This window comes from Pelagibius marinus, assembly GCF_014925385.1.
Classification (GTDB): Bacteria; Pseudomonadota; Alphaproteobacteria; order Kiloniellales; family Kiloniellaceae; genus Pelagibius; species Pelagibius marinus.
This window is the reverse complement of the sequence record NZ_JACSDK010000003.1, coordinates 213,422-238,757: the sequence shown is the minus strand read 5'-3', so window position 1 is coordinate 238,757 and position 25,336 is coordinate 213,422. Positions and strand designations below refer to the sequence as shown.

Below are 25,336 nucleotides of genomic sequence, written 5' to 3'. Positions count from 1 at the left end.
TTATTCGGCTTGTCGGGTGCGGCTTGCTTTCGATCAGCCCTTGAGGTTCACCCCCAGCACTGAGCCAGGGCCTCTTCAGAGCTGATCGAGGGGATGCCCTCGACAGGCTCGTCGGTCACCAGCTCGACGCCGGTGTTGGTGAAGTTGAGGCCCTCGGAGTTGACCGGCTTCTTGCCGGTCTTGGCGTACTCGACCACGGCCTCGACGCCGAGCGAAGCCATGCGCAGCGGGAACTGCATGGAGGTTGCGCCGATGACGCCTTCCTTGACGTTCTGCACGCCCGGGCAGCCGCCGTCGACGGAGACGATCAACACCTGCTCGGTCAGGCCGAAGGACTTCAGGCCTTCGTAGGCACCGGCGGCGGCCGGCTCGTTGATCGTATGTATGACGTTGATGCCGGGATCCTTCTGCAGCAGGTTCTCGATGGCGGTGCGCCCGCCTTCTTCCGAACCAAGCGTCACGTCGCCGCCGACGATGCGCGGATCGTCCTCGTCGTACATCTTGTTGATGTTCTTCACGTCAACACCGAAGCCCTTGAGGAAGCCCTGGTTGCGCAGCACGTCGACGGTGATCTGCGCCTCGGAAAGGTCCAGCGTGGCGATCTTGGCCTTGGCGGTGTCGCCCATCTTGGCCGCCGCCCACCGGCCGATCAGCTCGCCGGCCTTGAAGTTGTCGGTGGCGAAGGTGGCGTCGGCCGTCTCCGGCGGATCGAAGGGCGTGTCGAGGGCGATGACCAGCAGCCCGGCCTCGCGCGCGCGCGCCACGGTGTCGGTCAGGCCGGCGGGATCCGACGGGGTGATCAGGATGCCCTTGGCGCCGGCGGCGACCAGGCTCTCGATCGCTTCGATCTGGGCCTCGTTGTCGCCGTCATACTTGCCGGCGAAGGTGCGCAGCTCGACCCCCAGCTCCTCGGCCTTGGCCTGGGCGCCTTCGCGCATCTTCACGAAGAAGGGGTTGGTGTTCGTCTTGGTGATCAGGCCGACGATGATGTCTTCGGCCATCGCCGGCGCCGTAGCGCCACTCGCCGCGACGCCGGTCAGGGCGACGAAGCTGGCAGTCGTAAGTGCTCTGATGAACTTCGATTTCATGGAAATGTTCCTCCCAAGTGGCAAAACGTCGGACTAGGGTTCGTTCTTGTCGGCTCTTGGACGCCAGGCCAGGCAGGGCTTTGGCGCCGTAATAAACATAACGTTAGTCCCCGGTCGACGCCCCTGTCAATAAATAAATCACATTGAGTTTTTTATTGGCACGCCCGCCGAAATGCGCCATGCTGCCCACAAGAACGATGCGCAGAGCCCTCAAGCCGGGCAGCATGGCTGGCGTGGCCGACTTGGAAGCTTCACGGGACAGGACCGGGCACGGTCCCTAAGACTCAGAAGCGCTGGCAGGGGTTCTTTTCAGGTAAAAAACGGGAGGATGACCATGCAATCAGGTCAATCAGCTACTCAGGCCGGTACCGGCGCCCTGACCCGCCAGGCCATGGCCTTCGTGCTCGCCGGCGGGCGCGGCAGCCGCCTGGAGGAGTTGACCGACCGCCGGGCCAAGCCCGCGGTCTACTTCGGCGGGAAAAGCCGCATCATCGATTTCGCCCTCTCCAACGCGGTAAACTCCGGCATCCGGCGCATCGGCGTGGCCACCCAGTACAAGGCGCACAGCCTGATCCGCCACCTGCAGCGCGGCTGGAACTTCTTCCGGGCCGAACGCAACGAGATGCTGGACATTCTGCCGGCTTCGCAGCGCGTCGACGAACGGCAGTGGTATCTCGGCACCGCCGACGCCGTCACCCAGAACATCGACATCATCGAAGGCTACGGTGTGAACTACATCGTCATCCTGGCCGGCGATCACATCTACAAGATGGACTACAGCGTCATGCTGGCCCAGCACGTGGAGACCGGCGCCGACGTCACCGTCGGCTGCGTCGAGGTCCCGCGCATGGAAGCGACCGGCTTCGGCGTGATGCACGTGGACGAATCATCGCGCATCATCGACTTCTTCGAAAAGCCGGCCGACCCGCCGGCCATGCCGGGTAACCCGGAGGTCGCCCTGGCCTCCATGGGCATCTACGTCTTCGAGACAAACTTTCTCATCGACCTGCTGCACAAGGACGCGGCCGACCCGGAGTCCGACCACGATTTCGGCAAGAACCTCATCCCCCAGATCGTCAAGCACGGCAAGGCCGTCGCCCACAAGTTCTCCGACTCCTGCGTCATGACCGGCTCCGAGCCGAAGCCCTACTGGCGCGACGTCGGCACGGTGGACGCCTTCTGGCAGGCCAACATCGACCTCACCCAGTTCGTGCCTGAACTCGATATCTACTCCCAGGACTGGCCGATCTGGACCTACAGCGAGGTCACGCCGCCGGCCAAGTTCATCCACGACGAGGAAGACCGGCGCGGTTCCGCCGTCTCCTCCATGGTCTCCGGCGGCTGCATCATCTCCGGCGCCAACGTGGCCGAGAGCCTGCTCTTCACCGGCGTGCACTGCCGTTCCTACAGCGAACTGGACAAGGTCGTCGCCCTGCCCCACTGCGTGATCAACCGCAAGGCGCGGCTGCGCAACGTAGTGCTGGACCGCGGCGTCGTCATCCCGGAAGGGCTTGTGGTCGGCGAGGACCCGGAGGAAGATGCCCGCCACTTCCGCGTCAGCAAGGGTGGAGTCACCCTGATCACCCAGAAAATGATCGATGCCTTGAACAGCTGAGGCCCCCGCTTGAGTCTCTCGCGCCTTGGAAAAGCCACCCGCATGAAGGCCCTCTTCGTCGCCTCCGAATGCGTCCCCTTCGTGAAGACCGGGGGACTGGCCGACGTGGTCGGCGCCCTGCCCGGCGCCCTGGCCGCGCAGGGAATCGACGTGCGGGTACTGCTGCCGGCCTATCCGGCGGTGAGAGCGGCTTTGCCCAAAAGCGCCAAGACCGTGGTGCTCGGCAAATTGTTGGAAGGCAAGCAATCTGGCAAGCGGCCCCAACTCATCGCCGCCAAGGCGGCGGGGCTCGACGTCCTGGCGCTCGACATACCGCAGCTCTTCGACCGGCCCGGCAATCCCTATCTCGGACCCGACGGCAGGGACTGGCCGGACAATCACCTGCGCTACGGCGCACTCAGCCGCGCCGCCGCACGCATCGCCCTCGAAGGCGTCGGCGGCTGGCGTCCGGACATCGTGCACAGCCACGACTGGCAGGGCGGCCTGGTGCCCGCCTACCTGAAGCTGGGCAGCGCCAAGGAACGGGCCGCGGCCCCGCCGACGCTGATCACCATCCACAACATCGCCTTCCAGGGCCTGTTCCCGGCCGACACCCTGGAAGTCCTCGGACTGCCGGAGAGCGGCTTCACGCCGACGGGCCTCGAGTACTTCGGCAAGCTCGGCTTCCTGAAAGCCGGCCTCGCCTACGCCGAACGCATCACCACGGTCAGCCCCACCTACGCCCGCGAACTGGCCAGCCCGGAGTTCGGCATGGGGCTCGAGGGCCTCATCGCCCACCGCCGCGCGGACCTGAACGGCATCCTCAACGGCATCGACCTGGACGTCTGGAACCCCGAGAGCGACTCCCAGATTACCGCCAACTACGCGGTGACGCGGCTGGCCGGCAAGGCGAAGAACCGCCGGGCCCTGGCCGAGCATTTCCGCCTGGACGGCAACGATGACGCCCCGCTGTTCTGCGTCATCAGCCGGCTGACCCGCCAGAAGGGGCTCGACCTGCTGCTGGAGGCCCTGCCGCGGCTGCTGGCGCGCGGCGCGGGCCTTGCGGTGCTGGGCTCGGGCGATGCCGACCTCGAGGCTGCCTTCGCCGCGGCGGCGCGCGACAACCCGGGCCGCGTCGGCGTCGTCATCGGCTATGACGAGCCCCTGTCGCACCTGCTGCAGGCCGGCGCCGACTCCATCCTCGTGCCCTCGCGCTTCGAGCCCTGCGGCCTCACCCAGCTCTACGGCCTGCGCTACGGCACCCTGCCGCTGGTGGCACGTACCGGCGGCCTGGCCGACACGGTGATCGACGCCAACGAGGCGGCGCTGCAGGCCGGCGTCGCCACCGGCTTCCAGTTCGCCCCCGTCGCCGCCGCCGCGCTGGCCGACGCCATCGACCGCGCCTGCGACGCCTATGCCGACAGGAAGCTCTGGACCGGCATGATGCGCCGCGCCATGCGGCACCCGGTCGGCTGGGAAACTTCCGCCGACGCCTATGCGAAGATCTACGGCGAGCTTGCCGAGGACGCCGCGCGGAGGAAGGGGGCATGAAGCTGAAGACCACCCGCCATCTGCTCGCCGGCGCGCCCGGCCCGCTCGGCGTCACCTGGGACGGCGCGGGCGCCAACATCGCGGTTTTTTCCGAGAACGCGACCAGGATCGAGCTCTGCCTGTTCAGCGACGACGGCCAACGCGAGACCGAGCGCTTGCTGCTGCCGGAGAAGACCGGCCCGGTGTGGCACGGCTACCTGCCGGGCATGTCGCCGGGAACGCTCTACGGCCTGCGCGCCCACGGCCCCTACGCGCCCGAGCGCGGCCATCGCTTCAACCCCAACAAGCTGCTGCTCGACCCCTACGCCCGCGCGCTTTCAGGGCGGGTGAGCGCCGGCGACGCGACCCTGGGCTACGACCCGGAGGCGGCGGAGGCGGACCTCTCCCTCTCCACCGCCGACAGCGCCGCGGCCATGGCCAAGTGCGTGGTGACCGCGCCGGCCGCGCCGGTGCCGCCGGAAGAACGCCCCAACACGCCCTGGGCCGAGACCATCATCTACGAGGCGCATCCCAAGGGCCTGACGCAACTCTGGCCCGGCCTGCCGGAAGAGCTGCGCGGCAGCTACGACGCGCTGGCCAGCGCAGCGGTGATCGAGCACCTGACCGCGCTGGGCGTCACCGCGGTGGAGCTGCTGCCGGTCCACGCGCTGGTCGACGACCGCTGGCTGGTCGAAAAGGGGCTCGGCAACTACTGGGGCTACAACTCGATCGGCTTCTTCACGCCGGAGCCGCGCTACTTCGGCCCGGCGGGGCTGGACGGCTTCCGCGAGATGGTGCGCCGCCTGCACGCCGCCGGTATCGAGGTCATTCTCGACGTGGTCTACAACCACACCGCCGAGGGCGACCAGAACGGCCCCACCCTGTCGTTCCGCGGCCTCGACAACGCCGCCTACTACCGCCTGCAGCAGGGCCAGAAGCGCTTCTACGTGAACGAGACCGGCTGCGGCAACACGCTGAACGTGGCGCACCCCTATGTCCTGCGCCTGGTGCTGGACAGCCTGCGCTGGTGGGTCGAGGCCATGGGGGTCGACGGCTTCCGCTTCGATCTCGCCACCACCCTGGCCCGCGAGGCCCACGGCTTCGATGCCGCCGGCGGTTTCCTCGACGCGCTGCGCCAGGACCCGGTGCTGTCGCAGGTGAAGCTGATCGCCGAACCCTGGGACGTCGGGCCCGGCGGCTACCGCCTGGGCGAGTTCCCGCCGCCCTTCGCCGAATGGAACGACGCTTTCCGCGACGGCGTGCGCAAGTTCTGGCGCGGCGACGCCCACGCGGCGCAGGACATGGCCGAGCGGCTGCTGGGCTCGGCCGGCACCTTCGACCGCAACGGCCGGCGCAGCTGGTCGTCGGTCAACTTCGTCGCCTGCCACGACGGCTTCACCCTGGCCGACGTCACCGCCTACAACGAGAAGCACAACGAGGCCAACGGCGAGGAAAACCGCGACGGCCACCAGGAAAACTACAGCGACAACTGCGGCGAGGAAGGCGAGACCCAGGACACGGACATCCGCCTGCGCCGGGAGCAGCGCCGCCGCAACCTGCTGACCACGGTCTTCCTGGCCCAGGGCACGCCCATGCTGCTGGCCGGCGACGAGATCGGCGCCAGCCAGCAGGGCAACAACAACGCCTACTGCCAGGACAACGCGATCAGCTGGATCGACTGGTCCGCCGCCGACCACGTCTTCCTGGGCTTCCTGCGCAAGGCGATCGCCTTCCGCAAGGCGCATCCCTGCCTGCGCCAGAGCTGGTTCCTGCACGGCGGCAAGCGCCAGCAGGACGGCCAGCAGGACGTGAAGTGGCTGGGTCTGCATGGCGGCCAGGTAAACTGGCGCGATCCGGGCCTGAAGGGTTTCTGCCTGGTGCTGCGCGAGTCGGCCGAGGCGCCCGCCTACGCCACCGACGGCGACGTGGTGGTGCTGGCCTTCAACGGCTCCGACAAGGCGGTCACGACCCGCCTGCCGGCGCCGCCCGAGGGCCGCGTCTGGGTGCGCGCCCTGGATACCGCCAAGCCGGAAGCCCAGAAGGCGGTCTGCCGCGACCGGGCGCAGGACATTCCGGCGGCGACCATCGTCGCCTTCGAGACCGGAGAGCTGCTGTGAGCGGCGGCGCGTCGCAGACCCTCGCCGAGGCCCTGGGCATCCTGCCCGAGTGGCATGATATCGCGGGCCGCCACCATATCACCGCGCCGGAGACCCAGCGCGCCCTGCTGAAGGCCATGGGCGTGGCCGCCGCGGGCGAGCCCGGGCCCGCCGAATCCCTCGCTGAGCTGGAGGCGCGCCGCGCGGCGCGTCGCCTGCCCGAGGAGGTGGTGACCACCCCCGGCGCGGAACTGCGGCTTCCCTTGGTGGCGCCCACGGAGTGGCGCCTGGACCTGGAAGACGGCGGCAGCGAGAGCGGCCGCGCCGAAGAAACGATCCAGATCACCCCGCCCGCCGGCCTGCACCGCCTCACCGCCGGCGAGGAGAGTTGCCTGATCATCGCCGCGCCTGAGACCGCGCCCGGCGTCGCCGAGGTGCTAGGCCGCACCTCCGGCAGGCGACCGCACAGCGGGGGCGCGCACGGCTGGGGCGTCACCGCCGCCCTCTACGGCCTGCGCTCGCCGCGCAATCTCGGCGTCGGCGACTACGCCGACCTGGCCGTCGCCGCCGAGCAGCTCGCCGGCCTGGGCGCCGCTTTCCTGGGCATCAACCCGCTGCACGCGCGCGGAGCCGCCTGCGACGGCATCAGCCCCTACACGCCCTCCTGCCGCACCGCCCTGGAGCCGCGCCACATCGCCGTCGACGCCGTCCTCGGCTCCCGCCAGAGCGAAACCGCCCAGGCATTGCTGCGCGACAACGCCGCGCGCCTGGCGGCGGCGCGCGAGGGAGAGCTCGTCGACTACGCGACCTGCGACGGCCTCGGCAACGACGTGCTCCGCGCCCTCTTCGCCGATTTCGAGCGCTCCGCCGGCCCCGCGGTCGACGCCTTCGCGGCCTGGCGGCGCGGGCCGGGCCAGGCGTTGGAGTGGTTCGCGCTCTTCGAGGCGATCTCACTGCGTCACGGCGCGGATTGGCGCGGCTGGCCGGAACAGCTGCAGCGCTTCGGCAGTCCGGCGGCCCTCTCCTTCGCCACCGCCAACGCCAGAGAAGTGCGCTACCACGCCTGGCTGCAGTGGCTGGCGCAGCGCCAGCTTTCCGCCGCGCAGGGCAATGCGAAGAATGCCGGCATGGGCCTCGGCCTCTATCTCGACATCGCGGTCGGCGTGCGTCCGGGCGGCGCCGATACCTGGTCGGCGCCGTCCTGCTTTGCCGAGGGCGTGTCGCTGGGCGCGCCGCCGGATGCCTTCAACCCCGCCGGACAGGACTGGGCGCTGGCGCCCTTCAACCCGCTGGGGCTGCACAGCGCCGCCTACCGCCCCTTCATAGAGATGCTGCGCGCCGCCATGGCCTATGCCGGCATCATCCGCATCGACCACATCCTGGGCCTGCGGCGTAGTTTCTGGGTACCGGAAGACGGCGCGCCCGGCGGCTATGTCGCCTACCCCTTGGAGCCGCTGCTGGCGCTGATCCGCCTGGAAGCCCGCCGCGCCGGCTGCGTCGTGGTGGGGGAGGATCTGGGCTCGGTGCCGCCGGGCCTGCGCGACCGCCTGGCCGAGGCCGGCCTGCTGGGCTGCGCCGTCGTGCAGTTCGAGAAGCAGGACCAGCGCTTCCACCCGCCCGAAGGCTACCGCGCGGCGACGCTCGCCAGTTTCGGCACCCATGACACCCCGACCCTGCGCGGCTGGTGGTGCGGCTGGGACATCGACCAGCGCCACGCCATCAACGGCGGTGACGAAGCCGGACACGAGGCAGAGCGGCAGCAGCGCGCCGCCGAGCGCGCCGCCCTCGCCCGACTGCTGTGCGACGAGAACCTCGCGCCGACCGGGCTCGACCCCGACGCGCCGCCGCCCCAGGCCGACGACGCCCTCGCCGAGGCGCTGCACCGCCTGCTGGCGCGGGCCGGCTCCGCCCTGGTCGCGGTGCAGCTGGACGACGCGCTGGGCAGCGTCGCGCAGCAGAACCTGCCCGGCACCGTCGACGAGCACCCCAACTGGCGCCGCCGCTATCCGCTGTCCGTCGAGGAACTCGGCAGCGATCCGCGCCTGCGCGCCCTCGCCGCGCTCTTCGCGCCACGCGCGGCAACCGAGCCCCAGGAGGACCAGTCCCAGGAGATGAAGTCATGTCCGTGAACGTCGTCGCCACCACGCCGGTCGAGGGCCAGAAGCCCGGCACCTCGGGCCTGCGCAAGCAGACCCGCGTCTTCATGGAGCCCGGCTACCTGGAGAACTTCGTGCAGTCGATCTTCGACGCGGTCGGTGGCCCCGGGGGCGACCTCACGGGCAAGACGCTGACCCTGGGCGGCGACGGGCGCTACTTCAACAAGCGGGCGATCCAGACCATCGTGAAGATGGCCGCGGCCAACGGCGCGTCGCGCGTGCTGGTGGGACAGAACGGCATCCTCTCCACCCCCGCCGCCTCGGCGGTGATCCGCGCGCGCAGGACCGACGGCGGCCTGATCCTCTCGGCCAGCCACAACCCGGGCGGCGCGGACGGCGACTTCGGCCTGAAATACAACATCCCCGCCGGCGGCCCGGCGCCTGAGAGCGTCACCGAGGCGATTCACAAACGCACGCAGGAGATCACCGAGTACCGTGTGCTGGAGGCCGGCGACGTCGACATCTCCACCTGCGGCGAAAGCACCCTGGGCGGGATGACGGTCGAGGTCATCGACCCGGTGGCGATCTACACGGAGCTGATGCGCGAGCTCTTCGACTTCGCGGCCATCCGCGCGCTCTTCGCCTCCGGCTTCACCCTGCGCTTCGACGCCATGCACGCGGTGACCGGGCCCTACGCCAAGGCGATCCTGGAGGGCGAGCTCGGCGCGCCCGAGGGCAGCGTGATGAACGCCACGCCGCTGCCCGACTTCGGCGGCGGCCATCCCGACCCCAACCCGGTCTACGCCAAGGAGCTGATGGATCTTATAATGGGGCCGGACGCGCCGGACTTCGCCGCCGCCTCCGACGGCGACGGCGACCGCAACATGATCCTCGGGCGCGGCGTCTACGTGACGCCCTCCGACAGCCTGGCGGTGCTGACCGCCAACGCGCAGCTCGCCCCCGGCTACAAGGGCGGCCTGGCGGGCGTGGCGCGCTCCATGCCGACCAGCCGCGCGGCCGACCGCGTCGCCGAGAAGCTGGGCATCAAGGCTTTCGAGACGCCGACCGGCTGGAAGTTCTTCGGCACCCTGCTGGACGCCGGGCTGGTCACGCTCTGCGGCGAGGAAAGCGCCGGCACCGGCTCCAACCACGTGCGCGAGAAGGACGGCCTCTGGGCGGTGCTGCTGTGGCTGAACATCCTGGCCGAGCGGCGCCAGCCGGTGGCGGAGATCCTGGAGGCGCACTGGCGCGACTACGGGCGCGACTACTACACCCGCCACGACTACGAGGGTGTCGACAAGGCGGCGGCCGAAGCGCTGATGGATGACCTGCGCGCAGGCCTCGGCAGCCTGCCGGGACAGAGCTTCGCCGGATTGACGGTCAGCGCCGCCGACGACTTCGCCTACCAAGACCCGGTCGACGGCTCGACAGCGCGCCAGCAGGGCATCCGCATCTTCTTCGCCGAGAACGCCCGCGCGGTCTTCCGCCTGTCGGGCACCGGCACCGTCGGCGCCACCCTCAGGGTCTATCTGGAGCGCTTCGTGGACGACCCCGCGCTGCTGGCGGGCGATCCCCAGGAGATGCTGGCCGAGGTCATCGGCGCCGCGGGCGAGATCGCGCAGATCGGCGCGCGCCTGGGCCGCGATGCCCCTGATGTGCGGACGTGATTCGCGATGGCTCGCTCATGAATTGCAAAGATAAATCACCAGGAATTATTTGCCTGTACCGAGAGAAGGCTGCACTCTGGAACCAAGCGAAAAACTGCCGGAATCGGCGCGGTTCGCTGCAGTGAAAGGCGGGATGAGGACCATGCAAGGCGAACACCAGATCCGCGGCGGCGACCAGTTGGGGCTGCGTGCTTACAACAAGCGCATGATCCTCAACCTGATCCGCCAGGAAGGCGCCCTGCCGAAGGCCGAGATCGCCCGCCTGACCGGCCTCAGCGCCCAGGCGGTTTCCGTCATCGTCAACGCCCTCTTGAAGGAAAAGCTGGTCCGCAAGGAAAAGAAAGTGCGCGGCAAGGTCGGCCAGCCGCACACACCCATCGCGCTGAACCCCAACGGCGTGCTTTCCCTCGGGGTGAAGATCGGCCGGCGCAGCCTGGAGCTGATGCTGGTCAACTTCCACGGCGAGGCCATCGACTACAAGCGCTTCGCCTACACCGCCCCGCGCCAGGCGGAGGTTTCGGCGCTGCTGCAGCGCGAGCTGCCGCCGCTGCTGCAAAGCCTCGACGAAGCCCTGGCACAGCGCGTCATCGGCGTCGGCGTGGCCATGCCCGGCAACCTCTCGGCCTGGACCGACGTCATGGGTCTCAACCCGGCCGAGCTGCTGGACTGGGACGAGGTCGACGTCGCCGCCGAGATCGGCGGACTCACAGGCCTGCCGGTGGAGACCTACAACGACGCCACCGCCGCCTGCGCCGCCGAGATGGTGCTGGGCAGCGCCCTGACCTTCTCCAGCGCGCTCTACATCTACGTCGGCACCTTCATCGGCGGGGGCGTGGTGATCAACGGCCAGCTTTTCGAAGGCGCACAGCGCAATGCCGGGGCCATCGGCTCCCTGCCGGTGCCGGCGCGCAGCGGCGCGGCGGGGGCCCAGGAGCAGCTGATCCGCCAGGGCTCTCTCTTCAGCCTGGAGAACGACCTGCGCGCCGCCGGCATCGGCGACCTGGGCCTGATCGCCGAACTGGCGCGCGACCCCCGCGCAGCGGAAGCCTTCGCCGAGTGGCGCCGCCGCGCCGCGCCGCCCATCGCCCAGGCCATCGCCGCCGCCGTCAGCGTCATCGACTTCGAAGGCGTGGTGATCGACGCCATGCTGCATCCCCCGCAGCTGGAAGCGCTGGTGGCGGACGTGCGCGCGGCCCTGCAGAAGCTGGACCTGACCGGCATCAGTCCCTTCGACATCCGCCAGGGCAGCATCGGCCCCAAGGCGCGGGTTTGCGGGGCGGCGATCCTGCCGCTGATACGGCAATTCTCGCCCGACCAGCAGCTGCTGGTGAAGAAGATCGCCAGCGCCGCCTGACCCCTTCCCCGCGCGGCCCCTTGCGAGCTTGAGCAACAAGTTGGGACGTCTTTCGAGGACTCTATGCAGACCGAACCGCTGATCCTTCATCCTCAATCGCAGCCGGACGCGGAAGCGCTGCGCCGCGCGATCGAGTACCACCTGCGCTACACCATAGGGAAGAACGTCAAGGCGGCGAAGCTGACCGACTGGCGCATGGCAGTAACGCGCGCCATCCGCGACCTGGTCATCGCGCCCTGGTTCGAAACCACCGAGCGCGTGCGCGCGGAACGCCCCAAGCGGGTCTGCTACCTCTCCATGGAGTTCCTCATCGGCCGCCTGCTGGAGGACGCCATCGACAACCTCGGCCTCGACGAGATGGTGCGCGAAGTGGTCGAGGCCTTCGACGTCGACTACAACGCGCTGCTGACCGACGAGCCGGATGCGGCGCTGGGCAACGGCGGTCTGGGCCGCCTCGCCGCCTGCTTCCTGGACTCCATGTCGACCGTGGGCCTGGCCGCCCACGGCTACGGCATCCGCTACAACCACGGCCTGTTCCGCCAGTCCTTCGAGGACGGCTGGCAGACCGAAGAAGCCGAGGACTGGCTGCGCCAGGTCCACCCCTGGGAGTTCGAGCGCCCGGAGACCCAGTACCGCATCGGTTTCGGCGGCGACGTCCGCAAGGAGGACGGCCACCGCCAGTGGCGCCCGGAGGAGACCGTGTTGGCGGTCGGCTACGACACGCCGGTGCCCGGCTGGCGCGGACGTTGGGCCAACACCCTGCGGCTCTGGTCGGCCAAGGCGGAGCGCGAGTTCGACCTGGAGCCCTTCAACAGGGGCGACTACATGGCCGCCGCCGCGCCTTCGGTACTGGCCGAGACCGTCAGCCGCGTGCTCTATCCCGACGACACCACCGAGCAGGGCAAGGAGCTGCGGCTGAAGCAGGAGTACTTCTTCACCGCCGCCTCGCTGGCCGACATCCTGCGCCGCTTCCTGGCGCACCACGACACTGACGTCACCAGGCTGCCCGAGTTCATCGCCATCCAGCTCAACGACACCCATCCGGCCATCGCCTTTCCCGAACTGATCCGCCTGCTGGTCGACGTCCACGAACTGCCTTTTGCCTCGGCCTTCGAGACGGCGCGCAACTGCCTGCACTACACCAACCACACGCTGCTGCCGGAAGCCCTGGAGCGCTGGTCGACCGACCTGATGGGCCGCGTGCTGCCGCGCCACATGGAGCTGATCGACCAGATCGACTCGCATCACGCGAAGCTGGTCAAGCGCCCGGCCTCGGTGAAGATCGTCGACCACGGCGAGGTGCGCATGGGCGATCTCGCCTTCATCGGCGCGCGCCGGGTCAACGGCGTCTCGGCGCTGCACACCGAGCTGATGAAGCAGACGGTCTTCAAGGACCTGCATGCCCTGCACCCCGAGCGCATCATCAATCAGACCAACGGCGTGACGCCGCGGCGCTGGCTCTACAACTGCAACCCCGCCCTGCGCGGGCTGCTGGAGGAGCGCATCGGCAAGGGCTGGGTCACCGACCTGGAGCAGCTCCAGTCCCTGGCGCCGCTGGCCGATGACGGCGACTTCCGCCAACGCTTTGCCGCGGCCAAGCGCGAGAACAAGCTGCGGCTGGCGGGCCACCTGGAACGCACCCTGGGCGTGACGGTCGATCCCGAAGCCATCTTCGACATCCAGATCAAGCGCATCCACGAGTACAAGCGCCAGCTGCTGAACATCCTGGAGACCGCGGCCCAGTGGAACGCGATCCGCCGCGACCCCGGCGCCGACTGGGCGCCGCGGGTCAAGATCTTCGGCGGCAAGGCGGCGCCCGGCTACGTCATGGCGAAGCAGATCATCAAGCTGATCAACGACATCGGCGCGACGGTCAACGCCGATCCGCTGATGGAGGAGCGCCTTCAGGTCGTCTACCCGCCGAACTACAACGTTTCCATGGCCGAGCTGCTGATCCCGGCGGCCGACCTTTCCGAACAGATCTCGACCGCCGGCATGGAGGCCTCGGGCACCGGCAACATGAAGCTGGCGATGAACGGCGCGCTGACCATCGGCACCCTGGACGGCGCCAACATCGAGATCGCCGAGGCGGTGGGCCGGGACGACATCTTCATCTTCGGCTTGACCGCCGAAGAAGTCGCCGCCGCACGGGAGGCCGGCTACGACCCCGCCGCCCACATCGAGGCAGAGCCGCGCCTGGCCGAGGTGCTGGAGCAGATCGCCGCCGGCGTCTTCTCGCCGGACGACCCGCAGCGCTACACCGGGCTGGTCGACAACCTGCGCCAGAACGACTGGTTCATGGTGGCCGCAGACTTCACCGCCTACTGGGAGGCCCAGCGCCGAGTCGACGCGGCCTGGCGGGACCGCGACGCCTGGAACCGCAGCGCCGTCTTGAACACCGCTCACATGGGCTGGTTCTCCTCCGACCGCACGATCCGCGGCTACGCCCGCGACATCTGGCAAGCCGAACCCGCGTTCTGAGACCGCCCATGGCCAAGCGCCCCAAATCCCCGCCCAAGGAAGTTCTGGCCGATCCGGCGCAGACCGCTGCCCTGGCCGCAGGCAGGCACGGCGACCCCTTCGGCTACCTGGGCGTCCATCCCCTGGAAGCCGGCGGCTGGGTGCTGCGGGTCTTCCGCCCGGGCGCGGAGGCGGTGGAGATGCTGCCGGCGCCGCCGCGGCGCAAACCCGTAACACTGGAAAGGGTCGCGGGCAGCGACCTCTTCGTCGCCGCGCTGGAGGGCGATCCCGGTGTCTACCGCCTGCGGCCGCGCAGCATGCAGGACGAATGGGAGGAGCATGATCCTTACCGCTTTCCCCCGGTGCTGGGGGAAATGGACGAGCACTTCATCAGCGAGGGCTCGCACCTGGCCCTCTGGCAGGTTCTCGGCGCGCACCCCCTGACGCTGGAGGGCGTCGCCGGGGTTCACTTCGCGGTCTGGGCGCCCAACGCCCGGCGGGTTTCCGTCGTCGGCGAGTTCAATCACTGGGACGGCCGGCGCCACCCCTTGCGCGCGCGCGGCGCCACCGGGGTATGGGAGATCTTCCTGCCCGGGGTCGTCGAGGGCGCCTGCTACAAGTACGAGATCCTGGGTGCCGACGGCGCCGGGCACCCGCAGAAGGCCGACCCGGTGGCCTGGGCCGCAGAGCCCCCGCCGGCCACCGGCTCGGTGGTGCGCGACCTCGGCGGCCGCCAGTGGCGTGACGACGACTGGATGGCCGGGCGCGCCGAGGCCGCCCGCCGCGACCGGCCGATTTCCATCTACGAGGTTCACCTCGGCTCCTGGCGGCGCGTACTTGAGGAAGGCGGCGACGGCGAGCGGCCGCTCAGCTACCACGAGCTGGCCGAGCAGCTGGTGCCCTATGCCCGCGACATGGGCTTCACCCACATCGAGATGCTGCCGATTACGGAGTTTCCCTTCGACGGCTCCTGGGGCTACCAGCCCATCGGGCTCTACGCCCCGTCCATCCGTCACGGCACGCCGGGCGAGTTCCGCGACTTCGTCGAGGCCTGTCATGCTGCGAACCTTGGCCTCATCCTCGACTGGGTGCCGGGCCACTTCCCGACCGACCCGCACGGCCTGGGACGCTTCGACGGCACCGCGCTCTACGAATACGCCGACCCGCGCGAGGGCTTCCACCAGGACTGGAATACCCTGATCTACAACTACGGCCGGCGCGAGGTGCAGAACTACCTCATCGCCAACGCGCTCTACTGGCTGAAGGAGCACCACCTGGACGGCCTGCGCGTCGACGCCGTGGCCTCCATGCTGTACCGCGACTACTCGCGCCGCGAGGGTGAATGGGTGCCCAACGTCCACGGCGGGCGCGAGAACCTGGAGGCCATCGCTTTCCTCCGGCGCATGAACGAGGTGGTCTACGGCGACTGCGCCGGGGTCATGACCCTGGCCGAGGAGTCGACCTCCTTCCCCGCCGTTTCGCGGCCAACCCACGACGGCGGCCTCGGCTTCGGCTACAAGTGGAACATGGGGTGGATGAACGACACCCTGGACTACATGCGGCGCGACCCGATACACCGCCGCCATCACCACCACCAGATGACCTTCGGCCTGCACTATGCCTTCTCGGAGAACTTCGTCCTCCCGCTTTCCCACGACGAGGTAGTCCACGGCAAGGGCTCCCTGCTGGCCAAAATGCCGGGCAGTGGCGAGGAGAAGTTCGCCAACCTGCGCGCCTACTTCGCCTTCATGTGGGGCCACCCGGGCAAGAAGCTGCTGTTCATGGGCCAGGAACTAGCGCAGCCCGGCGAGTGGAACCACAACCGCAGCCTGGACTGGCAGCTGCAGGATGACCGCCGCCATGCCGGCATGCAGGCCCTGGTCCGCGACCTCAACCGGCTCTACCGCGCCAGCCCGGCGCTGCACCAGCTGGATTGCGAGGCCGGCGGCTTCGAGTGGATCGAGGCCAACGCCGCCGAAGAGTCGATCTTCGCCTGGCTGCGGCGAGGCGACAGGAACGCGCCCCCGGTGGTGGTGGTCAGCAACTTCACGCCGGTGGAGCGTAGCGCCTTCCGCCTGGGCGTGCCGGCCGCCGGTCATTGGATCGAGCGCCTCAACAGCGACGCCGCCGACTATGGCGGCCAGGGGCGCGGCAACCTGGGCGGCGTCGACAGCCGACCTGTGGGCTCACACGACCGCACAGACTCGATCGAGATCACGCTGCCGCCGCTGGCCACCCTGATCTTCGAGCTGGCGGCCTGAACCGGCAGCCGCTGCGCCGATCTCGTTGAGCGCGGAGTTCCTTCATGCGCGCCGCGATCTCACGGCCCAGGCTGGCGACGTCCCGGCTCATGGAGGCCGCCACAGTGTCATAGTCAGCACCGCCTTCCCCGAGAGGCGCAGCGGATCTCTGCGCCGGCCCACCGCCTCGCGGCAGACCGCCCTCCCGCGCTACCGGTCGCCGCGGCGGGTGCGGTTCATCCTGATCCACTTTTCGGTCTTCTTCACTTCCTCGAGACATTTCGCCTCGTCACCGCTTCGCAGCGCCGCTTCGGCCGCGGCGACGTGCCTGGCGGCGGTCCCCATATGCGGCCTCGGCACGTTCACGTCGCCTGTATGCCGCTTGGCTCTCTTTATCTGGTCGGCGCAGGAGACAGCCGCGTAGCTCTCCGCTGCCGCAAGAAGAACCGCGGCAAACAGGGCGAAGAGGCCGGCGGCTCGCAAGGCCTCAGGTTTTCCGGGCATGGGCCTTCTCCTTTCGTAGGAACAACCGATACACCATTTAGGGCGCCACCGCCTTCGTGACAGGCGCGAATAAGCGCGCGCGATTTCCACCTATGGCCCGGGCGCGGCAGCGGACGTGCGGGCGGCGGAGCGATCCGGGAGGATCGGCCATATGTCGGTGACAATCTCCCGACCCGGGCGCCTAATGGAATTGGAAGAATGGCTGAGAGGGGAGAGACGATGATGAGCGACGTTACGGTTGCAGGTCTGGGAGCGATGGGTACGGCCCTGGCACGGACGCTCATAGACGCGGGGCGGAAGGTGACGGTATGGAATCGCTCTCCGGAAAAAATGGCCCCCCTCGTGGCGCTGGGCGCGAACGGCCCCTCGGACTTCGGCGAGGCCCTCGCCGCCAGTCCCCGCGTCATCGTCTGCATTTCGGACTATCAGACGACGGAAGAACTGTTCGGGCAGCCGGCTACTACGACCTTGCTCAATGGCCGCAGCGTCGTCCAGTTGAGCACCGGGACGCCCAAGGAAGCCAAGCAGAGCGAGACATGGTTCAATGGCTTCGGTGCTTCCTATCTGGACGGCGCCATCCTCTGCTGGCCCCGCAACATCGGAACGGCTGACGGACTCATCCTGGTCGGCGGGCAGGAAGCGGCGTTCGAAGATTGCCGAACCGACCTTCAGCACCTTGCCGGCGACCTGCGCTATCTCGGCCCGAACATCGGGGCGCCCTCGGCGCTCGATCTGGCGTGGCTGTCGCGCCTGATGGGCGTCGTATTCGGTTCCATTCATGGCGCCCTCCTCTGCGAGTCGGAAGGTGTGCCCGTGTCGGCCTTCACGGCGCTGCTGCCGGCCAACGACAGGGCCGTTCCACTGACGCAAGCCATCAATGACGGAACCTTCGCCGAGGTCAGCAAAGGCGGGGCGACGCTCGATGTTGCCACCAGCGCCTTGGCCCGAATTCGCCAGCAGGCGCAGGATGCCGGCATCAACAGCGAGTTGCCCGACCTGCTGTTCGCTTTGGCGAAACGCGCTCAGGTCGCCGGATACGGGTCGGAGGAGACGGCCGCGGTCATAAAGGTGCTTCGTGGGAGCCGCTCATCCTGACGACAGAGGGCCGCCGCAAGAGGCCGCCATGGTCGAGCGGGGCGCGGAGAACGCCGCCGAACTGGTCGTCGACGAGGTTACGGAAGCCTTCCTGACACTGAAGAAGGAGCGCTTTGCCCGCGGTCAACTCGACCTCTCCGGCCCCCTCACGGAAGAGGACCTGGAAGCGCTGGGGCAGCCGGGTTTCGACCGCATCAAGCGCCTGCTCGACAAGTAAGTTCACACAGCGCCCCGCGAGGCCTCCGGCCGCCTGGAAGTGCTGCACGACATTGCGGATTCGAGCGCCCAAACAGCTTCCAGGCGCTATTGCAGAGAAGATCGGGGCTGCACTGCGCTGGCCCTGGCGCGAACGCGGTCAACTTCTGTCACATGGCCCTAACCTGTCCGCTACGATTTCATAGCAGACACAGCCCTAACGTCGAGAGGAGTTCGGCTTCGTGCCAACACCGGTCACTTCGTGGCCGTGAGCAGATGTCCGCGCCGCGGACCGAGTGGACGTCTTGTCACTGAAACTGGCAGATTATGGTCATTTGACAACATACCGACTGGTTGGTATGTTTCGGCTTCCAAAGGAGGGCGAGATGTCCAGCCAGGCCGCAAAACCGAACGCCAGATCAAAGCTGCTCGATGCCGCGCTGTCGGTGATCCGCACCAAGGGCTACTCCGCCACTACGGTTGACGAGCTCTGCGCGACCGCCGGGGTCACCAAGGGCGCGTTCTTCCATCACTTCAGGAGCAAGGACGACCTGGGCATCGCCGCGGCGGACCACTGGTCGGAAAAGACCGAGGCGCTGTTCGCCGAGGCGCCCTATCACGACCATGCGGATCCGCTGGACCGGGTGCTGGCTTACCTCGCCTTCCGCAAGGCGCTGCTGCGCGGCGGCGTGCCCGAGTTCACTTGCCTCGTCGGCACCATGGTGCAGGAAACCTACGAGACCAGTCCGGCCATCCGCGACGCTTGCGACCGCAGCATCAGTCGCCATGCCGAGACGCTGGAAGCCGATATCGAAGCGGCGCTGCAGGAGCGGGGCATGTCGCCCGACTGGACCGCCCGGTCGCTGGCGCTGCACACCCAGGCCATCCTGCAGGGCGCCTTCATTCTCGCCAAGGCAAAGGGCGGCGCGGCGGTCGCCGCCGACAGCATCGATCACCTGACCCGGTACCTGGAACTGCTGTTCAGCCCGCGAAAGGTAGAACGCAAGAACTGAAATCACACCAAGAGGAGAATGACATGCCCAGTACGATCCGCCTCCACCGCGTCCTCGCCGCAAAGCCCGAGAAGGTCTACCGCGCCTTCGTAGAGAGCGATGCCGTGGCGAGTTGGCTGCCGCCTTATGGCTACGTCTGCACGGTCCATGAACTGGAGGCGAAGGTCGGCGGGCGCCATAGAATGTCCTTCCGGAATTTCACGACGGGCGAGGGCCACTCATTTGGTGGCACCTATGTCGAGCTCGTGCCGGGCGAGCGCCTGGTCTACACGGACAGCTTCGATGATCCGAAACTGCCGGGCGAGATGCAGGTCACCGTCACCCTGAAGGCCGTTTCGGTGGGCACAGAACTCAACATCGAGCAGGAAGGTGTGCCCGACGTGATCCCGCCGGAGGCCTGCTATCTCGGATGGCGCGACTCCCTCGACAAGCTGACAAAACTGGTGGAGCCGGAGATCCACCAATAGGGCCCTCCGATGGCGCAAAGAGCAAGACGCAAGGAGAATGAACATGACTGACCTCGTTACCTGCGTGTGGTTCGATCACGGTGAAGCCAGCAAGGCGGCCGAATTCTATGCCGCCACCTTTCCCGACAGCCATGTCGACCGGGTGAACGCAGCCCCGGGTGATTTTCCCGGCGGCCGCGAGGGCAGCGAACTGACCGTCGAGTTCACGGTGCTGGGGCGGCGGTTCATCGGGCTTAACGGCGGCCCGGTTTTCACGCCGAATGAAGCAGTCAGCTTCATGGTGTTGACCGAAAGCCAGGAAGAGACCGACCGCTACTGGAATGCGATCACTGCAAATGGCGGCACCGAGAGCGAGTGCGGCTGGTGCAAAGACCGCTGGGGCTTCTCCTGGCAGATTACACCGAGGCGCCTGCTTGAGCTGACGACGCTTGCCGACCGCGCCGTGGCGAAGCGTACCTTCGAGGCGATGATGAAGATGCAGAAAATCGATATCGCGGCACTCGAAGCGGCTGCCTCTGCCCGAGCGGGCGCCTGATATCCGCAGCCAACCCGGCGCCTTCCAATGACCATCACTATCACCGCCTTTGCACGCTCGCCCGATGGCGGCAGGGGACTGGCGCGCGACATGCCGGTTCGCTGGGCGCTGGAAGAAGCGGGCGCGGCCTACGACGTCCGCCTGGTTTCGTTCGCGGCGATGAAGGGGCCCGCGCATCGGGCACTGAATCCCTTCGGGCAGATTCCGACCTATGAAGAAGGAGATCTCGCCCTCTTCGAGTCGGGAGCGATCGTGTTCCATATTGCCGAGCGGCACGCGGGCCTGCTCCCGGACGAGGCGAATGCGCGGGCGCGGGCGGTCACCTGGATGTTCGCCGCGCTGAACACCGTGGAGCCGCCGATCTTCGAGCGCGATCTCGCCGACATCCTGGAGCGCGACAAGCCCTGGTATCAACAGCACCTGGCTGTCCTCGAGGACAGCATCCGCAAACGCCTGGATGCACTTTCCCGCCGCCTGGGTGATGCCGACTGGCTGGACGGCGCGTTCAGCGCCGGCGATCTGCTGATGGTGACGGTGCTGCGCCGGTTGCAGGGATCGGGCCTGCTGAAGGAATTTCCAAACCTCGCGGCCTATGTCGCCCGCGGCGAAGCACGGCCCGCTTTCAGGCGCGCTTTCGACGCGCAGCTGGCGGTTTTCGCCGACAGGCCATCGGATGGCACGTAAAGATCCGCTCTGAGCTGAATGCGGTCACAAGAACAATAAGCCCATAGTGCCGCACCAGGTCAATAGCCGCCTTTCCGGAGGCCGCCTCCTCAGGTCTGGTCAGCGCCACCAAGCTGTTATTTGGGGTGCCCGGCCCGTCTATGCCGGCTTGCAGGGGAGGAGCGGACCAGTCCATCGCCCCTGAAGAACAGCCGCCGAGTGCCAGGAACCGACCTCTCAGCATTGATACCTACTTGTTGCCAAGCTCTTCGGCCAGTCCGATAAGAATTCCTTCGGGACCTCGGATGTAGCAGAGCCGATACATGTCCTTGTATATTACTACATCACCAACGAGTTTAGCGCCGCGCTTGCGCAGTCTCTCGAGCGTCTCGTCGATGTTCCCGACGGTGAACATGGTGCGCAGATAGCCAAGCGCGTTCACCGGGGCGTTCCGGTGATCGGCAACTACCGACGGAGCGAGGAATCGCGAAAGCTCAAGACGGCTGTGGCCATCGGGCGTAACCATCATAGCGATTTCGACGCGCTGATCACCGAGACCGGTGACGCGCCCGGCCCATTCTCCCTCGACCGTGGCCCGCCCTTCGAGCACGAGGCCAAGCTCAGAGAAAAAGGAGATGGCCTCATCAAGGGATTCCACCACGATGCCGACGTTGTCCATTCGAAGCAGCGCCGATTTTTGTGATTTTTCCGCCATACGCCATACACCTCCAATCACGGCAGGGAATACGTGGAACCGCGCTCAGTCTGCAGAAAAAGTCCCCACTCATGATGCGACCCAACGTATCCTCATCTATACTAGAAGTGTCCGTCATCAGAATGAATGGGACAGGTGCGGTGACTACTTAGTGGAGGCCCCGGCTCATCCTGGTTGATGTTAAGCGGCTTGGCGCTGATGGGCCAAGCGGCGTTTTCGGATAGTCAGATTTTTGATCTTTCTCCTTCTGTCGATGATGGCCCGGTCGCGTCCGAAGTAGACGTCAGCGGGCGTCAGGTTGCCGAGGCTTTCGTGATAGCGGCGGTGGTTGTAGCGCTCGACGAAGTCGGCGATAGCGGGCTCGAGATCACCCGGCAGGTAGTAGTTCTCCAGCAGGACGCGGTTCTTCAAGGGCTGGTGCCAGCGTTCGATCTTACCCTGGGTCTGGGGGTGGTTCGCTGCGCCACGGACGTGATCGAGGCCCCGGTCCTTGAGCCAGTCTGCAAGATCGCCGGGCACGTGATCATCGAGGCAGAAATCATAGAACAGCCGGTCCGGCGCCGCCTGTGTCCCCATCATTGCCCTGTCCTCCCCGCAAAACCTTAGGAAGACGGAATCACGCCTCTCACCTCCGTTCAAGCCCGACTAAATCAACAAAATCTGCCAGGAGGCGACGTTGACCTAGGACGCAGCTTGCGGGTCTTGCCGAAAGCCGAACAGCTTGGCGTTCAGGCCGCCATCTTCAAAAAAACATCTCACTCAGGGCCCGATCCGAATCCTCAGCCGCAACCGCCGTATCGTCGCCGCGCTCGAAGGTCTCTGCCATTCCTGCAGCCGCTGGCCTGACGCTGCAACTGAGGGTGGTCTATCGCGAAAGACGGGGAAGCAATCCAGCTCGATGAGTTCACTTGATAAAGATTGAAGTCGCACGTTGTTCGAGGGCATCAGGCAACGGGCGTTGCCCCGATCTCCCCGAGAAATGCCCGGGCGCGCTCGCTGGCTGGCGCCTTGAAGAAGCTGGCAGGGTCAGCGGCTTCAACGATGCGTCCGCGATCCATGAAAATGACGTTGTGTGCGACGTGTCGGGCAAAGCCCATCTCGTGCGTTACCACGACCATCGTTGTGCCGCTTTCGGCAAGCTCGACCATGATGTCGAGCACCTCCTTGATCGACTCCGGGTCGAGAGCGGAGGTCGGCTCATCGAACAGCAAGGCGCGGGGCGCCATGGCGAGCGCCCGGGCAATGGCCACGCGCTGCTGCTGACCGCCCGAGAGATCGGCCGGCAGCTTGCGGGCCTGATCCGCAAGCCCCACACGCGCCAGGAGCGCCATACCCGCCCGTTCCGCGTCAGCCCGGCGCTGCCGGCCCACGACTCTTGGCGCAATGGTCACGTTGGCCAGCGCGTCCAGATGTGGAAAGAGGTTAAAGCTCTGGAACACCATGCCAACCTCCCGGCGCAGGCGGCGGAGGTCCCGCGCTCTGCGGGCGACCGGACAGCCACCGATAATAACGTCGCCCGCCTCCCATTCTTCAAGGCCGTTCAAACAGCGCAGCAGCGTCGACTTGCCGGACCCGGAGGGGCCGCAGAGCACCGTGCAGCTGCCGGCCCTGACCTCGAGGGAGACGTGGTCGAGCGCGCACCAGGCTCCATACCATTTGCAGAGGGACCGGACGGAGATCAGGGCCTCGCTCATCGCGACATTCCTAGTGTGTTCTCGGCCGGCCGGTTCGGCTTGTCGCGCTGCTCGAAGCGGGCGCTCATGCGCGACATGCCGAAGCAGATGGTCCAGTAGATGACCCCGACGAAGATATACCCCTCGGCTGCCAGGCCGACCCAATGGGCATCCGACAGCCCGGCCACGACGATGTTCAGCAGGTCGAAGAGGCCGACGACCATCACGTAGGTCGTATCCTTGAACAGCGCGATGGCAGTGTTGACGATGGCCGGCACCACCGAGCGCAAGGCCTGGGGCATGACCACGTAGCCCTGCATGTTCCAGAAACCAAAGCCAAGCGCGCCAGCCGCCTCGTACTGTCCACGACCGATGCCCTGGAGGCCGCCGCGCACCACCTCGGCGAGGTAGGACGCCGAGTAGAAGGTGATGCCGGCGAGCGCCAGGGACAGCCGCGGCGCCTCGACATCGGGAGGCAGGAACAGCGGTAGCATGATGACCGACATGAAGAGGATCGCCACCAGCGGCAGGCCGCGCCAGAACTCGATAAAGCCTGCAGCAACCAGCCGCAGCGCCGGTAGGCCGGAGGTGCGTGCGAGAGCAAGCACAATGGCGAGCGGAAACGACAGGACAAAGGCGCTCATGCCAACGATCATGGTGAGCGTGAGGCCGCCCCACTTTTCGGTCGAGACTTCGGGCAGTCCGGGCAATCCGCCGGCGAGCAGCATGAAGGCAAGAAAAGGATAGAGACCAAATCCCGTCACCATGATGACCCGGCGCCCCCGGAACTCGGGAACCACTGCCAGCAGCATCAGTGACGGCGGCGCCAGCACAACGAGCAAGGCGCGCCAGCGCTCCTGCTCCGGATAGAAACCGAAAGCGAACTGCGGCAGGCGGTTTACGATGAAGGCCCAGCAGGCTCCCGCGGGGTCACAGCTGCTGCGGTCTTCGGCTAGGAATGTGGCGTGGACGATACCCCAAGAGACCACGCCCTCGCCGACGATCCAGGCGGCATAGAGCAGGACCAGCGATACCAGGAGGCTGAAGGGGTGCCGGATCGTGACCGCCAACAACGATCCCGTCTGGCGGGCAAGACGCCGGGGGATGGAGGGGCCGGAGAGGGTTCCCGCCGACATTTCAGCGCTCCACCAGCTTCATACGCCGGTCGTACCAGCCGGTGACAAGACCCACGGAGGCGGTCAGGGTGAGATAGACGGCCGCCGTCATCACAACGATCTCGACAGCCCGGCCCGTCTGGTTCAGGGCCGTGCCCATGAAGACGTTTACCAGGTCAGGAAAGCCCACGACCGTCGCCAGCGCCGAGGCCTTGATGAGGTGCGCGTACTGATTGGCCATCGGCGGCACCATCACACGGACAGCCTGTGGCACGATGATGAGGCGCATTGTCAGGCGTGCCGACAGACCGAGCGCTGTGGCGGCCTGGCGCTGCCCCGGGCTAACCGACTGGATGCCGGCGCGCACGATCTCGGCGACGAAGGCGGCGTTGTAGAGGGTCAGCGCGGCAACCAGCGCAGCGAGTTCCGGCATGATCTTCACACCGCCCCGGTAGTCGAAGCTGCCGAGCACGGGGACATCCCAGTCCACCGACGCCACTGTGATTACGATGAAGGCGGCGGCGAGAAGGATCATGCCCACGGCATGGGCCGGCGGCAGCAACTCCTGCCGGCGGTGGGCCCTGCGCGCCAACAGGAGGCCGATACAAAGCGTTGCGCCGGCCCCTCCAAGAAACACGAGCGACGCCGTTGACCAACCCACCGGCGCCGCGAGATAGAGGCCGCGATTGCTGAGAAAGGCCACCCCGCCCAGTTCGTGCGCCTGCTTCACGGTTGGCAGGGACCGCAGGATGACGCCCTGCCACAGTAGCAGGTGGAGCAGCAGCGGCAGGTTGCGGACCAGTTCGACATAGCCTTTCGAAAGGAGCCGTGCCGGGATGTTCTGCGACACGCGCGCCAGCCCGATGAGAAACCCCAGCATCGTCGCCGCTACCATCGCCACGGCGGCGACAAGCAGGGAGTTCAGCAGGCCGACCAGGAAGATCCGCCCATAGGTGGAGGTCGCGTCGGCCGCGATGAGGGTAAAGCCGACGTTGAATCCGGCCTCCTGCCAGAGAAAGTCGAACCCCGAGGCCAAGCCACGCGCCTGCAGATTGACAACGGTATTGCGGACGATGACTGCGCCGACGGCGGCGAGGGCGCCAAGCAGGAGCAGTTGTTGGAGGAGCGCGGCGCGCCGGCGACGGGCCTGTCGCCGGGCGACCGCGCCCGCCCCGTCGGTGCGCCTGCTCTCATCCTTCAGGCTTGCAGCAGTTGTCAGCATCGTATCCTGGCCAG

20 protein-coding genes and 1 pseudogene are annotated in these 25,336 nt (G+C 67.3%); 14 read left to right on the top strand and 7 right to left on the bottom strand.

Translation table 11 applies throughout. The features are described 5' to 3' along the window. Positions 1-47: 47 nt before the first annotated feature. Positions 48-1,088, bottom strand: coding sequence for a sugar ABC transporter substrate-binding protein (locus H7X47_RS06375; protein ID WP_193367807.1), 1,041 nt, complete (start codon positions 1,086-1,088; stop codon positions 48-50). 334 nt (positions 1,089-1,422) lie between these two features. Here H7X47_RS06375 and glgC point away from each other — a divergent pair, with 334 nt between their 5' ends. The 8 genes from glgC (at position 1,423) to glgB (ending at position 16,146) form a co-directional block, all read left to right on the top strand. Continuing rightward, the gene (gene glgC, locus H7X47_RS06370) at positions 1,423-2,703 is read left to right on the top strand and encodes a glucose-1-phosphate adenylyltransferase (RefSeq protein ID WP_193367806.1); all 1,281 of its coding nucleotides are present in this window, start codon (positions 1,423-1,425) and stop codon (positions 2,701-2,703) included. A gap of 42 nt (positions 2,704-2,745) precedes the next feature. Beyond that, entirely contained in the window at positions 2,746-4,233 is a 1,488-nt protein-coding gene (gene glgA, locus H7X47_RS06365) for a glycogen synthase GlgA (protein ID WP_193367805.1), read from the top strand. Further along, positions 4,230-6,329: a glycogen debranching protein GlgX gene (glgX, locus tag H7X47_RS06360; protein WP_193367804.1), complete on the top strand. Its 2,100-nt coding sequence runs from the start codon at positions 4,230-4,232 to the stop codon at positions 6,327-6,329. Before glgA ends, glgX begins: the two co-directional genes overlap by 4 nt. Next, positions 6,326-8,437 (top strand): 4-alpha-glucanotransferase, encoded by a 2,112-nt coding sequence (malQ, locus tag H7X47_RS06355; RefSeq protein ID WP_193367803.1) that lies wholly within the window; start codon positions 6,326-6,328, stop codon positions 8,435-8,437. Before glgX ends, malQ begins: the two co-directional genes overlap by 4 nt. Next, the gene (locus H7X47_RS06350; RefSeq protein WP_193367802.1) at positions 8,428-10,071 is read left to right on the top strand and encodes an alpha-D-glucose phosphate-specific phosphoglucomutase; all 1,644 of its coding nucleotides are present in this window, start codon (positions 8,428-8,430) and stop codon (positions 10,069-10,071) included. Before malQ ends, H7X47_RS06350 begins: the two co-directional genes overlap by 10 nt. Positions 10,072-10,213: 142 nt before the next feature. Beyond that, entirely contained in the window at positions 10,214-11,425 is a 1,212-nt protein-coding gene (locus H7X47_RS06345; RefSeq protein WP_193367801.1) for an ROK family transcriptional regulator, read from the top strand. A 63-nt stretch (positions 11,426-11,488) separates the two neighbouring features. After that, the gene (locus H7X47_RS06340) at positions 11,489-13,906 is read left to right on the top strand and encodes a glycogen/starch/alpha-glucan phosphorylase (protein WP_193367800.1); all 2,418 of its coding nucleotides are present in this window, start codon (positions 11,489-11,491) and stop codon (positions 13,904-13,906) included. Between the two features lie 8 nt (positions 13,907-13,914). Then, complete coding sequence (gene glgB, locus H7X47_RS06335) at positions 13,915-16,146, top strand: 1,4-alpha-glucan branching protein GlgB (RefSeq protein ID WP_193367799.1); 2,232 nt, start codon at positions 13,915-13,917, stop codon at positions 16,144-16,146. A gap of 189 nt (positions 16,147-16,335) precedes the next feature. On the opposite strand, the gene H7X47_RS06330 is transcribed toward glgB, so the two are convergent. Continuing rightward, entirely contained in the window at positions 16,336-16,629 is a 294-nt protein-coding gene (locus H7X47_RS06330) for a hypothetical protein (protein ID WP_193367798.1), read from the bottom strand. Between the two features lie 219 nt (positions 16,630-16,848). Between H7X47_RS06330 and H7X47_RS06325 the strand changes: the two genes are divergently transcribed. The 6 genes from H7X47_RS06325 to H7X47_RS06300 all read left to right on the top strand — a co-directional run bounded on the left by H7X47_RS06325 (position 16,849) and on the right by H7X47_RS06300 (position 20,618). Further along, positions 16,849-17,724 carry an NAD(P)-dependent oxidoreductase gene (locus H7X47_RS06325; RefSeq protein WP_193367797.1) on the top strand — a complete coding sequence of 292 codons (876 nt, stop codon included), beginning with the start codon at positions 16,849-16,851 and terminating at the stop codon, positions 17,722-17,724. 28 nt (positions 17,725-17,752) lie between these two features. Further along, on the top strand, positions 17,753-17,941 hold the full coding sequence (locus tag H7X47_RS06320; RefSeq protein ID WP_193367796.1) for a hypothetical protein: 189 nt from the start codon (positions 17,753-17,755) through the stop codon (positions 17,939-17,941). Positions 17,942-18,305: 364 nt separating this feature from the next. After that, positions 18,306-18,932 (top strand): TetR/AcrR family transcriptional regulator, encoded by a 627-nt coding sequence (locus H7X47_RS06315; RefSeq protein WP_193367795.1) that lies wholly within the window; start codon positions 18,306-18,308, stop codon positions 18,930-18,932. Positions 18,933-18,955: 23 nt separating this feature from the next. Further along, positions 18,956-19,399 (top strand): SRPBCC family protein, encoded by a 444-nt coding sequence (locus H7X47_RS06310; protein ID WP_193367794.1) that lies wholly within the window; start codon positions 18,956-18,958, stop codon positions 19,397-19,399. Between the two features lie 43 nt (positions 19,400-19,442). Further along, positions 19,443-19,934, top strand: coding sequence for a VOC family protein (locus H7X47_RS06305; RefSeq protein ID WP_193367793.1), 492 nt, complete (start codon positions 19,443-19,445; stop codon positions 19,932-19,934). A gap of 27 nt (positions 19,935-19,961) precedes the next feature. Continuing rightward, entirely contained in the window at positions 19,962-20,618 is a 657-nt protein-coding gene (locus tag H7X47_RS06300; protein WP_193367792.1) for a glutathione S-transferase family protein, read from the top strand. Positions 20,619-20,847: 229 nt separating this feature from the next. On the opposite strand, the gene H7X47_RS06295 is transcribed toward H7X47_RS06300, so the two are convergent. The 5 genes and pseudogenes from H7X47_RS06295 to H7X47_RS06275 form a co-directional block, all read right to left on the bottom strand. Next, the gene (locus H7X47_RS06295) at positions 20,848-21,312 is read right to left on the bottom strand and encodes a VOC family protein (protein ID WP_227010251.1); all 465 of its coding nucleotides are present in this window, start codon (positions 21,310-21,312) and stop codon (positions 20,848-20,850) included. A gap of 180 nt (positions 21,313-21,492) precedes the next feature. Next, positions 21,493-21,834, bottom strand: a pseudogene (locus tag H7X47_RS06290) (integrase core domain-containing protein); the annotation flags it as partial. A gap of 422 nt (positions 21,835-22,256) precedes the next feature. After that, on the bottom strand, positions 22,257-23,006 hold the full coding sequence (locus H7X47_RS06285) for an amino acid ABC transporter ATP-binding protein (RefSeq protein WP_319633546.1): 750 nt from the start codon (positions 23,004-23,006) through the stop codon (positions 22,257-22,259). Further along, a complete protein-coding gene (locus H7X47_RS06280) occupies positions 23,003-24,121 on the bottom strand; it encodes an amino acid ABC transporter permease (RefSeq protein ID WP_193367790.1) in 1,119 nt (372 codons plus the stop codon). Before H7X47_RS06280 ends, H7X47_RS06285 begins: the two co-directional genes overlap by 4 nt. Before the next feature lies 1 nt (position 24,122). Beyond that, a complete protein-coding gene (locus tag H7X47_RS06275) occupies positions 24,123-25,322 on the bottom strand; it encodes an amino acid ABC transporter permease (RefSeq protein ID WP_193367789.1) in 1,200 nt (399 codons plus the stop codon). Positions 25,323-25,336 lie beyond the last annotated feature (14 nt).

Excerpts from the sequence above, each read along its gene's own strand:
- H7X47_RS06375 (WP_193367807.1), bottom strand. The coding sequence starts at position 1,088 with ATGAAATCGAAGTTCATCAGAGCACTTACGACTGCCAGCTTCGTCGCC.
- glgC (WP_193367806.1), top strand. The coding sequence starts at position 1,423 with ATGCAATCAGGTCAATCAGCTACTCAGGCCGGTACCGGCGCCCTGACC.
- glgA (WP_193367805.1), top strand. The coding sequence starts at position 2,746 with ATGAAGGCCCTCTTCGTCGCCTCCGAATGCGTCCCCTTCGTGAAGACC.
- glgX (WP_193367804.1), top strand. The coding sequence starts at position 4,230 with ATGAAGCTGAAGACCACCCGCCATCTGCTCGCCGGCGCGCCCGGCCCG.
- H7X47_RS06350 (WP_193367802.1), top strand. The coding sequence starts at position 8,428 with ATGTCCGTGAACGTCGTCGCCACCACGCCGGTCGAGGGCCAGAAGCCC.
- H7X47_RS06345 (WP_193367801.1), top strand. The coding sequence starts at position 10,214 with ATGCAAGGCGAACACCAGATCCGCGGCGGCGACCAGTTGGGGCTGCGT.
- H7X47_RS06340 (WP_193367800.1), top strand. The coding sequence starts at position 11,489 with ATGCAGACCGAACCGCTGATCCTTCATCCTCAATCGCAGCCGGACGCG.
- glgB (WP_193367799.1), top strand. The coding sequence starts at position 13,915 with ATGGCCAAGCGCCCCAAATCCCCGCCCAAGGAAGTTCTGGCCGATCCG.
- H7X47_RS06330 (WP_193367798.1), bottom strand. The coding sequence starts at position 16,629 with ATGCCCGGAAAACCTGAGGCCTTGCGAGCCGCCGGCCTCTTCGCCCTG.
- H7X47_RS06325 (WP_193367797.1), top strand. The coding sequence starts at position 16,849 with ATGATGAGCGACGTTACGGTTGCAGGTCTGGGAGCGATGGGTACGGCC.
- H7X47_RS06320 (WP_193367796.1), top strand. The coding sequence starts at position 17,753 with ATGGTCGAGCGGGGCGCGGAGAACGCCGCCGAACTGGTCGTCGACGAG.
- H7X47_RS06315 (WP_193367795.1), top strand. The coding sequence starts at position 18,306 with ATGTCCAGCCAGGCCGCAAAACCGAACGCCAGATCAAAGCTGCTCGAT.
- H7X47_RS06310 (WP_193367794.1), top strand. The coding sequence starts at position 18,956 with ATGCCCAGTACGATCCGCCTCCACCGCGTCCTCGCCGCAAAGCCCGAG.
- H7X47_RS06305 (WP_193367793.1), top strand. The coding sequence starts at position 19,443 with ATGACTGACCTCGTTACCTGCGTGTGGTTCGATCACGGTGAAGCCAGC.
- H7X47_RS06300 (WP_193367792.1), top strand. The coding sequence starts at position 19,962 with ATGACCATCACTATCACCGCCTTTGCACGCTCGCCCGATGGCGGCAGG.
- H7X47_RS06295 (WP_227010251.1), bottom strand. The coding sequence starts at position 21,312 with ATGGCGGAAAAATCACAAAAATCGGCGCTGCTTCGAATGGACAACGTC.
- H7X47_RS06285 (WP_319633546.1), bottom strand. The coding sequence starts at position 23,006 with ATGAGCGAGGCCCTGATCTCCGTCCGGTCCCTCTGCAAATGGTATGGA.
- H7X47_RS06280 (WP_193367790.1), bottom strand. The coding sequence starts at position 24,121 with ATGTCGGCGGGAACCCTCTCCGGCCCCTCCATCCCCCGGCGTCTTGCC.
- H7X47_RS06275 (WP_193367789.1), bottom strand. The coding sequence starts at position 25,322 with ATGCTGACAACTGCTGCAAGCCTGAAGGATGAGAGCAGGCGCACCGAC.